Annotated in this window: 14 protein-coding genes; 8 read left to right on the forward strand and 6 right to left on the reverse strand. The window is 74.0% G+C overall.

Annotation, left to right across the window (positions count from 1 at the left end; translation table 11 throughout):
• Positions 1-19: 19 nt before the first annotated feature.
• Both AC5L34_RS12170 and AC5L34_RS12175 read right to left on the reverse strand, forming a co-directional pair.
• Positions 20-916: a carbohydrate kinase family protein gene (locus tag AC5L34_RS12170; protein WP_494824893.1), complete on the reverse strand. Its 897-nt coding sequence runs from the start codon at positions 914-916 to the stop codon at positions 20-22.
• Positions 913-1,842, reverse strand: coding sequence for a pseudouridine-5'-phosphate glycosidase (locus tag AC5L34_RS12175; RefSeq protein ID WP_101414720.1), 930 nt, complete (start codon positions 1,840-1,842; stop codon positions 913-915). The genes AC5L34_RS12170 and AC5L34_RS12175 overlap by 4 nt, the downstream gene beginning before the upstream one ends.
• Positions 1,843-1,929: 87 nt before the next feature.
• Between AC5L34_RS12175 and AC5L34_RS12180 the strand changes: the two genes are divergently transcribed.
• The 3 genes from AC5L34_RS12180 (at position 1,930) to AC5L34_RS12190 (ending at position 4,737) form a co-directional block, all read left to right on the forward strand.
• The gene (locus AC5L34_RS12180) at positions 1,930-2,148 is read left to right on the forward strand and encodes a DUF3039 domain-containing protein (protein WP_089001394.1); all 219 of its coding nucleotides are present in this window, start codon (positions 1,930-1,932) and stop codon (positions 2,146-2,148) included.
• 40 nt (positions 2,149-2,188) lie between these two features.
• The gene (locus AC5L34_RS12185; protein WP_441175240.1) at positions 2,189-2,839 is read left to right on the forward strand and encodes a trimeric intracellular cation channel family protein; all 651 of its coding nucleotides are present in this window, start codon (positions 2,189-2,191) and stop codon (positions 2,837-2,839) included.
• Between the two features lie 167 nt (positions 2,840-3,006).
• Positions 3,007-4,737 carry a DEAD/DEAH box helicase gene (locus tag AC5L34_RS12190; protein ID WP_494824896.1) on the forward strand — a complete coding sequence of 577 codons (1,731 nt, stop codon included), beginning with the start codon at positions 3,007-3,009 and terminating at the stop codon, positions 4,735-4,737.
• 264 nt (positions 4,738-5,001) lie between these two features.
• Here AC5L34_RS12190 and AC5L34_RS12195 read toward each other — a convergent pair whose 3' ends face one another.
• Complete coding sequence (locus AC5L34_RS12195; protein ID WP_074474066.1) at positions 5,002-5,235, reverse strand: DUF7455 domain-containing protein; 234 nt, start codon at positions 5,233-5,235, stop codon at positions 5,002-5,004.
• A 244-nt stretch (positions 5,236-5,479) separates the two neighbouring features.
• Positions 5,480-7,087 carry an RNA polymerase sigma factor gene (locus AC5L34_RS12200; protein ID WP_494824898.1) on the reverse strand — a complete coding sequence of 536 codons (1,608 nt, stop codon included), beginning with the start codon at positions 7,085-7,087 and terminating at the stop codon, positions 5,480-5,482.
• Between the two features lie 288 nt (positions 7,088-7,375).
• On the opposite strand from AC5L34_RS12200, the gene AC5L34_RS12205 reads away from it, so the two are divergent.
• On the forward strand, positions 7,376-8,191 hold the full coding sequence (locus tag AC5L34_RS12205) for an inositol monophosphatase family protein (RefSeq protein ID WP_441175237.1): 816 nt from the start codon (positions 7,376-7,378) through the stop codon (positions 8,189-8,191).
• 46 nt (positions 8,192-8,237) lie between these two features.
• Here the strand turns inward: AC5L34_RS12205 and AC5L34_RS12210 are convergent, their stop codons facing one another.
• On the reverse strand, positions 8,238-8,753 hold the full coding sequence (locus tag AC5L34_RS12210) for a LytR C-terminal domain-containing protein (protein ID WP_172896695.1): 516 nt from the start codon (positions 8,751-8,753) through the stop codon (positions 8,238-8,240).
• Positions 8,754-9,187: 434 nt separating this feature from the next.
• On the opposite strand from AC5L34_RS12210, the gene AC5L34_RS12215 reads away from it, so the two are divergent.
• Entirely contained in the window at positions 9,188-9,484 is a 297-nt protein-coding gene (locus AC5L34_RS12215; RefSeq protein WP_007075406.1) for a DUF4193 domain-containing protein, read from the forward strand.
• Between the two features lie 138 nt (positions 9,485-9,622).
• A complete protein-coding gene (locus AC5L34_RS12220; RefSeq protein WP_494824903.1) occupies positions 9,623-10,522 on the forward strand; it encodes a hypothetical protein in 900 nt (299 codons plus the stop codon).
• A gap of 79 nt (positions 10,523-10,601) precedes the next feature.
• Here AC5L34_RS12220 and AC5L34_RS12225 read toward each other — a convergent pair whose 3' ends face one another.
• A complete protein-coding gene (locus AC5L34_RS12225; RefSeq protein ID WP_441175482.1) occupies positions 10,602-11,102 on the reverse strand; it encodes a DUF3093 domain-containing protein in 501 nt (166 codons plus the stop codon).
• Between the two features lie 91 nt (positions 11,103-11,193).
• Here AC5L34_RS12225 and dut point away from each other — a divergent pair, with 91 nt between their 5' ends.
• Both dut and AC5L34_RS12235 read left to right on the forward strand, forming a co-directional pair.
• Positions 11,194-11,772, forward strand: coding sequence for a dUTP diphosphatase (gene dut, locus AC5L34_RS12230; protein WP_494824905.1), 579 nt, complete (start codon positions 11,194-11,196; stop codon positions 11,770-11,772).
• 25 nt (positions 11,773-11,797) lie between these two features.
• A complete protein-coding gene (locus AC5L34_RS12235; RefSeq protein WP_494824907.1) occupies positions 11,798-12,466 on the forward strand; it encodes a DUF3710 domain-containing protein in 669 nt (222 codons plus the stop codon).
• Positions 12,467-12,579 lie beyond the last annotated feature (113 nt).

Genomic DNA, 12,579 nt, shown 5'->3' on the forward strand with positions numbered 1-12,579 from the left:
CCCGCACCTGCCCGGCAGGTCACGGAGCGGGGCGGGCGCCGATCTGCGAGACGGCGAGCGCGCCGAGGTCGCCGGCGCGGCCCAGCGCCACCGCCGGCTCCGCGCCGTCGAGCCAGGCGGCCAGCAGCCCGGCCGCGAACGCGTCCCCGGCGCCGGTGACATCGACCACCGCCACCCGGCGGGCCGGCGCGACGGCGACCGACGCGGCCCGGTCCACCCAGACCGCCCCGGCGGCGCCCTGCTTCACGACGATCCGCCGGGCGGAGGCCGACAGGACCCGCCCCTGCGCCGCCGGGTCCAGCCCGCCGGCCAGCACCGTCGCCTCGTCGGCGTTGACCAGGAGCAGGTCGACCCCGCGTACCCAGGACAGGAAGGCCGCCGCGCCGACCCGCCGCAGCGGGGCCGCGGAGGCCGCGTCGACGCTGGTGCTGAGACCGCGCTCGCGGGCGGCGGCCAGCGCCCGCAGCCCCGCCGGTCGGGACTCGTCGTCCAGCAGGGTGTACCCGGACAGGTGCAGGTGCCGCGCGTCCGGCGCCGCGGCCAGCGCCGCGTCGACGTCGCGGGGGGCCAGCCGCAGGTTCGCGCCCCGCTCGGTGACCATCGACCGCTCCCCGGCCGTGGCCAGCACGATGACCGTCCCGGTGGCGCGGTCGGGGCACACGGTCGTCGCGCAGTCGACCCCGGCGCGCTCCAGCTCGGCCACCCGGTCCCGGCCGGCGTCGTCGTCGCCGACGGCACCGACCAGCGTGACCGGTACGCCCTGGGCGGCGAGCCAGGCCGCGGTGTTGGCGGCCTGCCCGCCGCCGCTGAACCGGATCGCCGCCGGGGTGTCCGACCCGGTGGCCATCGGCCCGGCCAGCACCGCCACCACGTCGGTGATCAGGTCACCGACGACGAGGACGCGGCCTGCGCTCATGCCCCGGCGCGGCGGGCGGCCGCGGCGACGGCGATCCGGGCGGCGAGGTCGGCGTTGCGCAGGATGATCCGGACGTTCACCGCCAGGCTCGCCCCCTCGGTCGCCGAGTGGAAGTGCGCGAGCAGGTAGGGCGTCACGGCCTTGCCGGTGACCCCGTCGCGCTCCAGCAGGGCCAGCCCGTCGGCGAGGGTCCGGTCGTGCAGCTGCGGGTCGAGCTGCTCGTCGGTCGGCAGCGGGTTGGCCACGATCAGGCCGCCGTGGTGCACGCGCTGCTGCTCCCGGGCCACCAGCACGTCCGCCACCTGCTCGGCCGACTCCAGCGACCAGTCCAGGTCGAAGCCGCCGTCGGTGATGAAGAAGCCGGGGAAGCGCCGGGTCCGGAAGCCGACGACGCCGACGCCGAGGGTCTCCAGCCGCTCCAGGGTGGCGCCCACGTCGAGGATCGACTTGACCCCGGCGCAGACCACCGCGATCGGCGTACGGGCCAGGGTGACCAGGTCGGCCGACTCGTCGAAGGTCTGCGCCGCCTCCCGGTGCACCCCGCCGAGGCCGCCGGTGGCGAACACGGCGATCCCGGCGGCGGCGGCCACCGCGCTGGTCGCGGCCACGGTCGTGGCGCCGTCCGCGCCGGTCGCGGCGGCGAGGGCGAGGTCGCGTACGGAGAGCTTGGCGACCCCGTCGACGGTGGCGAGCCGGGTCAGCTCCGCGTCGTCGAGGCCCACCACGAGCCGCCCGCCGACCATGCCGATGGTCGCCGGTACCGCGCCCGCGTCCCGGACGGCCTGCTCGATCTCGCGGGCCACCCGCAGGTTGTCCGGCCGGGGCAGGCCGTGCGAGACGATGGTGCTCTCCAGGGCGACGACGGGACGCCCGTCGCGCAGGGCGTCGGCAACCTCGCTGCCGTAGCGGATGTGAAAGTCGGTCACGTCACCACCGTACGGCCCCCGACCGGGCGACCTGAAGTGGACCGGAGCGGGGGTGACCTGCCAGACTTGACGGTCGGAGGTGCAGAAGTGAGCACAGAGGTTCTCGAGCGTCCGGAGCTGAAGGACGCCGACACCGGTCCCGAGATGTTCCACTACGTGCGCAAGGAGAAGATCGCCGAGAGTGCCGTCATGGGCACGTTCGTCGTCGCGCTGTGCGGGGAGACCTTCCCGGTCACCAAGGCCGCCAAGCCCGGCTCGCCGGTCTGCCCGAAGTGCAAGGAGATCTACGACTCCTGGGGCGAGTGAACGTGGGCGACCCTCCGGGGCGCGCACGTAACCTTCGCCGGTGACCACCTCCACCGCCCTGCTCCTCGCCGACCTCACCGGGGTGGCGGTCTTCGCCGCCTCCGGGGCCTCCGCGGCGGTGGCCAAACGGCTCGACCTCTTCGGCGTCGTCTTCGTCGGCTTCGTGGCCGCGCTCGGCGGCGGGATCTTCCGTGACCTGGCGATCGACGAGGCGCCACCGCTGGCCTTCGGCGACTGGCGGTACGCCGCGACGGCCGCCGTCACCGCCGCCGCCGTCTTCTGGCTGCATCCCCAGTTCGCCCGGCTGCGCACCACCGTGCTGGTGCTCGACGCGGCCGGGCTGGCCCTGTTCACCGTCACCGGCACGGTCAAGGCCCTCGACGCCCAGGTGCCGGCGGTGGGGGCCTGCGTGATCGGCATGCTCACCGCGATCGGCGGCGGCCTCGGCCGCGACCTGCTCACCGCCGAGATCCCGGTGGTGCTGCGGCGGGAGATCTACGCCGTCGCCGCGCTCGTCGGCTCGATCCTCGTGGCCCTGCTGGACGCGCTCGGGCGCGCCAACGCCGTCTGGCTGACCGCGGCGGCGGTCGTGGTCTTCCTGCTGCGCCTGGTGGCGCTGCGGCGGCGCTGGTCGGCGCCGGTGGCCACCCTGCGTCCCCCGCGTACGGGAACCTCCGGCAACCGCCCCTGACGGGGTGACGGATGTGACCAGCGTGGCGTCGGCTGGGTCGGGCGGGCCGCGCTGGTTATGCTGAGTCGGCCTTCGCGGCACCACCTGCGCGGAGGCGTTTTCATGGGCGGCGGTACCCGTGGCCCTCGCCCGGGGTCCGCCGTCAGGCGGTCGGAGAGGAGCTTCCCGTGGCGGCCCGGATGCCGGCGATCGAGACGTTTCCGGCACTGCGCGCGTGGCAGCGCAAGGCACTCGTGGAGTACCTGCGCCGACGGGACCCCGACTTCACGGCGGTCGCCACCCCGGGCGCCGGAAAGACCACCTTCGCCCTGCGGATCGCCGCCGAGCTGCTCGCCGACGGCACCGTCGGGGCGGTGACCGTGGTGGCGCCGACCGAGCACCTGAAGACCCAGTGGGCACAGGCGGCGGCCCGGGTCGGCATCCAGCTCGACGCCGCGTTCCGCAACGCCGACCTGCACTCCTCCGCCGACTTCCACGGCGCCGTCGTCACGTACGCGCAGGTCGGCATGGCACCCCAGGTGCACAAGCGGCGCACCCTCACCAGGCGCACCCTGGTCGTCCTCGACGAGATCCACCACGCAGGGGACAGCCGCTCCTGGGGCGACGGGGTGAAGGCGGCCTTCGAGGGCGCCGAGCGCCGGTTGATGCTGACCGGGACGCCGTTCCGCTCCGACGACAACCCGATCCCGTTCGTCAGCTACGAGCGGGGCGGCGACGGCCTGCTGCGCTCGCGCGCCGACTCGGTCTACGGCTACGCCGACGCGCTGCGCGACGGCGTCGTACGGCCCGTGCTCTTCCTGGCGTACTCGGGGGAGACCCGGTGGCGCACCAACGCCGGGGACGAGCTGGCGGCGCGCCTCGGCGAGCCGATGACCCAGGACCTCGTGGCGCAGGCGTGGCGTACGGCCCTGGACCCGGCGGGCGACTGGATGCCGCAGGTGCTGCGGGCCGCCGACGCCCGGCTGACCGTCCTGCGCAACGCGGGGATGCCCGACGCCGGCGGGCTGATCATCGCCAGCGACCAGCAGACCGCCCGCTCGTACGCGAAACTCATCGAGCAGATCACGGGCGAGCGCGCGGCGGTGGTGCTCTCCGACGACGTGGGCGCATCGGCGCGGATCGCGACGTTCGCGGCGTCCGAGCAGCGCTGGCTGGTGGCGGTCCGGATGGTCTCCGAGGGCGTCGACATCCCCCGGCTGGCGGTCGGCGTCTACGCGACCAGCGCCAGCACCCCGCTCTACTTCGCGCAGGCGATCGGCCGGTTCGTCCGCGCCCGCCGCCCCGGCGAGACCGCCTCGGTCTTCCTGCCCAGCGTGCCGCACCTGCTCGGGCTGGCCAGCGAGATGGAGGCCGAGCGGGACCACGTCCTCGGCAAGCCCAAGGACCGTGAGGGCTTCGACGACGACCTGCTGGAGCGCGCCCAGCGCGACGACCAGGCCAGCGGCGAGCTGGAGAAGCGGTTCGCCGCGCTCTCCGCCACGGCCGAGCTGGACCAGGTGATCTTCGACGGCGCCTCGTTCGGCACCGCCGCCCAGGCCGGCACCCCCGAGGAGGAGGAATACCTCGGCCTGCCCGGGCTGCTCACCGCCGACCAGGTGGCCCTGCTGCTCACCAAGCGCCAGCAGGAGCAGCTCGCCGCCCAGCGGCGCCGGGCCACCCGGCCCGCTGAGGCGGCCGCTGAGGCCCCCACGGCGCCGCCGGCACCGATGAGTGCCGCCCAGCGTCGGGTCGCCCTACGCCGCCAGCTGAACGCCCTCGTGGCCGCCCGGCACCACCGCACGGGGCAGCCGCACGGGAAGATCCACGCGGAGCTGCGCCGCCTCTGCGGCGGCCCGCCGAGCGCCCAGGCCACCATCGAGCAGCTCGAGGAACGCATCGCCACCGTCCAGACCCTCTGACGGCGGCCGGATCACCGCCGCCGGCACGGAGGACGCCTCCGGTGAGAGGGACGCCTCCGGTGAGAGGGACGCCGCCGGGCCTGAGCGAGGCCAGCGACGAGGAACGCGTTCGGGCCGAGGGACGCCTCCGGTCGGAGGGACGCCGCCCGGTCCGATGGACGCTGCCAGCGCGTAGGGACGCCGTCGGCCCGAAGGACGCGAAAAGCCGGCCGGAGGCCCCGCAAGGGGCCTCCGGCCGGCTATGTCGTGGATCTACGGAATCTCTCAGTTCGCCATCAGATCGGCGCCACGCCAGCTGAACTCCGGGTCCGTCGCGAATCGCACGGTGATCTTCACGAGATCCTCCGCGTACTTGTTCGCGTGGTGCCCACAGAACACCAGCTCGCTCCCACCCGCCAGAGTGATCCGGAGCTTGCCGGCAGCATTGCAGCGGTCGCACCGTTCATCGGCGGCTGGGGGAGCCACCGTTTCGGGCGGCGGCGTGAGGGTCGGGGTCATCGCCTTCCTCCTCTGGTCGTCACCGATGAACAATCTCTTCGGTCGTTGCTCACCTATCGTGCAACACCCTGTCCCGGCGCTGCCTTCCCTGTGTGCCCGCGGGGGACCGAGGTCACACATGGCACGGACAGTGTGCCGTGCACCAAGGGTGCCACGTCAACGATCACAATCGTGCAACCGGACGGTCACCTTCCGACGTTGCACGCCAGGTGATCAAAACGACACGTTCGGTTGACGATCGCGATCAGTCCAGGTAGTCGCGCAGCACCTGCGAACGCGACGGGTGGCGCAGCTTGGACATCGTCTTGGACTCGATCTGCCGGATGCGCTCCCGGGTCACCCCGTAGACCTGGCCGATCTCGTCCAGCGTGCGCGGCTGGCCGTCGGTCAGGCCGAAGCGCAGGCGTACCACGCCCGCCTCACGCTCGGACAACGTCTGGAGCACCTGCTGGAGCTGGTCCTGCAGGAGCGAGAACGAGACCGCGTCGACCGCGACCACGGCCTCCGAGTCCTCGATGAAGTCGCCGAGCTGGCTGTCGCCCTCGTCGCCGATGGTCTGGTCCAGCGAGATGGGCTCCCGGGCGTACTGCTGGATCTCCAGCACCTTCTCCGGTGTGATGTCCATCTCCTTGGCGAGCTCCTCCGGGGTGGGCTCGCGGCCCAGGTCCTGGAGCAGCTCGCGCTGGATGCGGCCGAGCTTGTTGATGACCTCGACCATGTGCACCGGGATGCGGATGGTGCGGGCCTGGTCGGCCATGGCGCGGGTGATCGCCTGCCGGATCCACCAGGTGGCGTACGTGGAGAACTTGTAGCCCTTGGTGTAGTCGAACTTCTCGACCGCGCGGATCAGGCCGAGGTTGCCCTCCTGGATCAGGTCGAGGAAGGCCATGCCGCGGCCGGTGTAGCGCTTGGCCAGCGAGACGACCAGCCGGAGGTTGGCCTCCAGCAGGTGGTTCTTGGCGCGCTCGCCGTCGCGCGAGATCCAGCCCAGGTCCCGCTGCATCTCGCGGGTGAGCTTCTCCTCGCCCTCCTCGGCCGCGCGCAGCCGCTCGGCGGCGTAGAGCCCGGCCTCGATCCGCTTGGCCAGCTCCACCTCCTGCTCGGCGTTGAGCAGCGGGACCTTGCCGATCTGCTTGAGGTACGCCCGGACGGAGTCGGCGGAGGCGGTCAGCTCCGCGTCGCGGCGGGCCTGCTTGAGTGCCTCCGACTCCTCGTCGTCCCACTCGAAGTCGTTGTCGCTGGCCGAGTTGGCGGCGTCGGTCTCGGCGGCCCGGGTCAGCTCCGCGGGCTCCTCGACGACGACGTCCTCGATCTCGGCGGCCAGCTCCTCCGGGTCGATGTCGCCTTCGCCCTCGCCCTTGGCCTTGCCGCCGGCCTTGGTCGGCTTGGCGCCGGCCGCCGCGACCGTCGCCTTGGTGGCCCGGGTCGACTTGGTCGCCTTCGCCGGCGCGGCGGCCTTGGCGGCCACCTCGGCGGTGGTGCCGGCGGCCTTGCGGGGGGCGGCCTTGCGCGGGGCGGGCGCTGGGGCCTCGTCGGCCGCGGGCGCCTGCTTCGGGGCGGGCGCGACGGCCTTCTTGGTGGTCTTGGCGGTGGTGGCCCGGGACGCCGGGGTGGCCGATCGAGCGGCGGCGACGCGGCGGCGGGTGCTCGCCGAGCCGTCCACCACCACGGTCACTCCCGCCTCGGAGAGCGCCCGCAGGATCTTCTTGGCCTGGGCCGGAGTCACCTCGGCGGACTCGACGGTGCGCGCGAGCTGAGCCGACGTGAGCTGACCACCGGCGCTCTGCGCGTGGGCGATCAGAGTGTCGGTGAGCGAGCGAACGTCGGCGCCGGTCTGGCGGGGTTCTGTCACGAATGACCTTCCGGAGGCGAAGAGCGAGCACGGCCGGGTCGTCCGACGCAGAGCGGGGCACCTTGCCGGGCGATGTGGTTGAGGGACCCCCGTGTCCCGGGCCGGCCGGTCGTTGGCGGTCCGTCGCAGCGTGGGCAGGGGTGAATTGTAACGCCGTCTGCGGCGATCATCCGTCGCCGCACGGCGGACCGGCGGCGGGGGCCGCCGATTCGACGCAGATGTGGACTTTGTAAGGATGGTACCGCGCGTGGCCCGGAACACCCCGGCCGTGTGGGAAGGGGACGAACGATGGATCGCTCGACGCCGTCGGAACTGCTGGAGATCGCGGTCGACGTGGCCCGGGACGCGGCCGCGACCGCGTACCGGATGCGGGTCGAGGGCGTCTCGGTGGCCGCCACCAAGAGCACGGTCACCGACGTGGTCACCGCCGCCGACCGGGCGGTCGAGCGGCAGGTGGTCGACGCGCTGCGCCGGCTGCGGCCGGGCGACGCCGTCCTCGGCGAGGAGTACGGGGTGGGCGAGACCGGCCCGGTAGGCCCCGGCGGGGTCCGCTGGATCGTGGACCCGATCGACGGCACCGTGAACTACCTCTACGGGATCCCGCACTGCGCGGTGTCGCTCGCCGCCGAGGTCGACGGCCAGGTGGTCGCCGGGGTGGTGCGCAACGTCAGCACCGGCGAGGAGTGGACGGCCACCGTCGGCGGGGGCGCCTGGCGTGCCGGCGAGCGGCTGCGCTGCTCCACGGAGACCGACCTCGGCCAGGCGCTGGTCGGCACGGGGTTCGGCTACGACGCCGGGCGCCGGGCCCACCAGGCCCGGGTGCTCGCCGAGCTGATCCCGCACATCCGCGACATCCGCCGCTTCGGCGCCGCCGCGTTGGACCTCTGCTTCGCGGCGGAGGGGCGGGTGGACGCCTACTACGAGAAGGGGCTCGCCGCCTGGGACCAGGCCGCCGGCGCCCTGGTCGCGACCGAGGCCGGGCTGCTGGTCGCCGGGCTGGGCGGACTGCCGGCCGGCCCGGACCTGGTGATCGCCGCGCCGTCGGCACTGTTCAAGCCGCTGCACGACCGCCTCGCCGACCTGGACGCCTCGGGCGGTCCCTGACCGGCCGGTGCCGCGCCCCCGGCGGAACCGGGGGCGCGACGCGCGGTCAGTCGTCCTGCGGCATCGGGCAGGAGCCGGCCGGCGCGACCGGCGCGCCGAGGTCGCCCAGGGACTGGTTGACCTCGGTGGTGGTGGCGAGCTGCTGGAAGCCGCTGCCGAGCACCACGTCGACGACGTCGTCGGTGCGCTTGGCGTCGTAGTCGTACTCGGCGTTGTCGAGGAAGTAGGCCCGCAGCAGGTGCGCCGAGCCCACCCCCTTGGGGCCGTAGCGCAGGACCGCGATGTCGTCGATCTGCTTCTTCTCGTCGCCGAACTTCTTCACCTGGAACTTCCGGTTGCGGAAGTCGTCGGCGATGGACGTGGCCAGGCCGATCCGGTCCGTGCCGTTCAGCACGTTGATCTTGACGTCCTTGGGTTCCCGCAGTGTCACGTCGGCCAGCGGCCAGCCCTCGGGGCAACCTCCGGCGAGGCCGGCGCTGCTCTGGGTGTCGCGGACCAGCGCGACGACCACGAAGACGAGGGCCAGCACCGCCAGCAGGCCGACGACAACGAGTGCTCGCACTCGCGCAAAGCTCATCAGGGTGCTCCCCGGACAGTGGTGGGTGGTGGCGGCCGCCGGGTGGACGGGCCGCCCCGCCGGCCGTCGAGTACGCCGCTGAGGTTAACGGTTGTCCGGCCGTCGCGTGGAAACAGCCGGACATGCCGGCGCGCCATCCGGGAACCGGGTAGTACTACCCCTATCTTCGTGTCGCCTGAGTCACATTGGGAACAACTTCGCGTGCGGGGGCGTACATCTCAGCCACGAGGGCGGTATACATGCCTCGCCCAAAGGGGGGGTATGTTCCGCGCTCGCCGGGTGTTCCTTGAGGATGCCTCCGTCCGTGCTGTCTTCGGGTCGGGTGACCGACACAAGTGGTGGCCGGCCAGCGGAACCGAAACAGCGTCGTCCGGCGTTACAACCGGAAGCGACAACATCGATATGGGAGAGTGAAACCGATGGCCACCGACTACGACGCCCCGCGTCGCGACGAGGTCGACCTCGGCGAGGACAGCCTGGAAGAGCTCAAGGCCCGACGCGTCGACTCACAGTCGGGCGCCGTTGACGTCGACGAGGCCGAGGTGGCCGAGAGCTTCGAGCTGCCCGGCGCCGACCTGGCGGACGAGGAACTCACGGTCAAGGTGCTGCCGATGCAGCAGGACGAGTTCCGGTGCGCCCGCTGCTTCCTCGTGCACCACCGCAGCCAGTTGGCGGTGGAACGCAACGGCGAGCTCATCTGCCGCGAGTGCGTCTGACATCGTGCGTCCGCACCAGCGGCGGCTCCCTCGCCGGGGCCGCCGCTGATCGAGTCGCCGTGCGGTACTCCCGGGGACCTGCTTGACTCGTTGACGGGTGACCGTCAGGTCGACGTCGGTCCATTCGGGAGGTCGGGCATGAGCGAGCGGAGCGAGTCCGGCGGAACGCGGGGCACCGACCCGCCCCGCGCCGGCGTGGTGGGCGACCCCGGCGCGCGGGGCGACCACGCCGACGTCGTTCCCGCCGGTGGTGGCCACGCCGACGGCGCGTCCGCGCCCGGCGCGGACGAGTTGGGCGCCACCGTCGCGGCGCTGACCGCCGACGACGTCGCGCCGGCCCGCCGGCGGCAGTTGCTCGGCCGACTCGTCGGGCAGGCGCGCGCGCGTGGGCTGACCGATCTGTTCAAGCCGAAGAGCGCGGTGCGCTGGATGGTCGACACGGTCGCCGAGATCGCCCCCCACGTGCCCGTACGCGACCTGGCCACCCTGCGCCAGCACTTCGACGGCCTGGACGGCGAGGAGCTGGCCGAGCGGCTGGTGCGCAACGCCGCGCGGACGACCGCCGGGATCGGCGCCGCCGGCGGAGGAGTGGCGGCGGTCGAGTGGGCGGTCGCCCCGACCCTGCTCTCCGCGCCGGTCCTGCTGGCCGCCGAGACGGTCGCCGTGGTGGCCGTGGAGCTGAAGCTGATCGGCGAGCTGCACGAGGTCTACGGGGCGCCGGTGCCGACCGGCGGCACCCAGCGGGCGGTCGCGCTGGTGCAGTCCTGGGCCGGGCAGCGGGGGATCAATCCGATGATGCCCGGCGTCGGGGTGGGCGCCGTGCTGGGCACCGCCGCGCGCAAGGAACTGCGCGACACCCTGCTCAAGCGCTTCGGCCGCAACCTGACCACCCTCGGCCCCTTCCTCACCGGGGCGGCGGTGGCCAGCTACCTCAACCGCCGGGCCACCCGGACGATGGCGGACCAGCTCCGCAGCGACCTGCGTCGCCGGTCCAAGGCCCTGCCGGGCAGCCCGCCGGCCCTCCCCGGCGCCCGCTGACCGCCGGGAGCAGGTCCGGCAGCGGCCGGGACGACTCAGGGACGGGCGGCGCCGGGACCACCGAGGCGTCGCGGCGGGTTCAGGGCCGGGCGGCGTCGCGGGCGGCGAGGAGCGCCTCGGCCAGCTCGACCGGGCGGCGGGTGCTGACCACCCAGAACGGGGTGGGGTCGGCCGGGTCGTCGAGGACCACCTGGACCGCGCCGGGGACCCACGGCCGCTGCACCACGAACGCCAGCGGGTCGGCGCCGACCCCGAGCACCTCACGCCGGCCGGCGGCGTCCAACGGGACGACGTCGGCGACGAACCGGACCGGCAGCCGGGCGTCGTCCACCCGCAGTTCGCCGTCGCGTACGGCGATCCTGATCCGGCCGAGCCAGACCAGGCCGGCGACGGTCGCCGGCAGCAGCACCACGAACGGCAGCCAGGCGCGCACGCCGGGCGCGCCCATCCAGACCTCCACGGCGAGCAGCGCCGCCGCGCCCAGCCCGCCCACCCACAGCCACCAGGGCATAGTGAGCCGCTCGGCGTACTGCGGGGGGCTCGCGGCGGCCGGCGCCGGGGAGGGCGAGGATGGTGACAGGCTCACTCCTGCCAGGGTACGGCGCACGAAGCGCGACGGAACCGGCAGGATGGCAGGGACACCCCAGTAGGACGGACGGAAGAGGGAAACCGTGACCGACGTCGTACCCGTGCCCGTACGGCAGCTCGACCCCGAGCTGCCGCTGCCGGCGTACGCCCATCCCGGTGACGCCGGGGCAGACCTGGTGGCGGCGGCGGACGTCGAGCTGCCACCCGGCGGCCGGGCCCTGGTCCCGACCGGCGTGGCGATCGCGTTGCCGGAGGGGTACGTGGGCCTCGTCCACCCCCGTTCGGGGCTCGCGGCCAGACTCGGCGTGACGGTGCTCAACGCGCCCGGTACGGTCGACGCCGGCTACCGGGGTGAGATCCTGGTCAACCTGATCAATCATGATCGGGACACACCGGCGAAGATCTCCCGTGGCGACCGCATCGCGCAGCTCGTCGTGCAGCGGGTGGCGCGGGCGGACTTCCGGCCGGCGACCGAGCTGCCCGAGTCCCGGCGCGGCAGCGGCGGGCACGGCTCCACGGGCGGCCACGCCGGCCTGGCGTCGTCCCCCACGGGTGGCGGGCAGGGCACGACCCCGGACGCACGGCGGGCGCCGGACGTGCCGGACGCGCGACGGGAAGAGCGGGACCGGGCAGGCGGCCGGACGGAAGAGGTGGCAGGGTGAGCACGAACAGCGGAGGGTTGGCGCAGTGATCTTCTCCCGGAAGCGGGACAGTGCCGCACGGCACGCCCGCGACGAGCGGACGACCGAGGTCCTCGACTCCCACGAGGAGGCGACCCCGGCCCGCGGCCCGTACGACCTCTCGGAGGCGCCCGAGGGGGTGCAGCGGCTCGACCTGGGCAGCCTGCACATCCCGGCGGTGCGTGACGTCGAGGTGCGGGTGCAGGCCGACCCGGAGGGCGTGATCCAGCAGGTCGTGCTCGTGCACGGCTCGAACGCGCTCCAGCTCGGCGTCTTCGCCGCGCCGCGCTCCGAGGGCATCTGGGACGAGGTGCGCGAGGAGATCCGCCAGTCGCTGTTCAACGACGGCGCCGCCGCCCAGGAGGTCCAGGGCGAGTACGGCACCGAGCTGCGCGCCCGGGTGCGTACCCCGGACGGGCTGACCGACCTGCGGTTCGTCGGCATCGACGGGCCGCGCTGGATGGTCCGCGGCGTCTACCAGGGCGACGCGGCCACCGATCCGAACGCCGCCGGCCCGCTCGCGGAGTGCCTCGACGGCCTGGTGGTCGACCGGGGCCAGGAGGCCAAGCCGGTGCGCGAGCCGCTGCCGCTGCGGCTGCCCCGCGACGTCACCGACCAGGCGGGTGAGCAGGCGGCGGCCGACGGCAACCCCGCGCCCGCGCCCCGCGAGGCCTGACCGTCCGGCACGACGCGCCGGGACCGGCCCTGTCGGCGTACGCTGGCGGGACGGTTCCGGCGTCGCCGGGGCCCGCCCGGGTGCCGGCGACGTGTCGGCCAGCGTGGAGAGGG

It is taken from the genome of Micromonospora sp. ZG13, assembly GCF_059359355.1.

Excerpts from the sequence above, each read along its gene's own strand:
- AC5L34_RS12170 (WP_494824893.1), bottom strand. The coding sequence starts at position 916 with ATGAGCGCAGGCCGCGTCCTCGTCGTCGGTGACCTGATCACCGACGTG.
- AC5L34_RS12195 (WP_074474066.1), bottom strand. The coding sequence starts at position 5,235 with ATGACCCCGACCCTCACGCCGCCGCCCGAAACGGTGGCTCCCCCAGCC.
- AC5L34_RS12215 (WP_007075406.1), top strand. The coding sequence starts at position 9,188 with ATGGCCACCGACTACGACGCCCCGCGTCGCGACGAGGTCGACCTCGGC.
- AC5L34_RS12220 (WP_494824903.1), top strand. The coding sequence starts at position 9,623 with ATGAGCGAGCGGAGCGAGTCCGGCGGAACGCGGGGCACCGACCCGCCC.
- AC5L34_RS12205 (WP_441175237.1), top strand. The coding sequence starts at position 7,376 with ATGGATCGCTCGACGCCGTCGGAACTGCTGGAGATCGCGGTCGACGTG.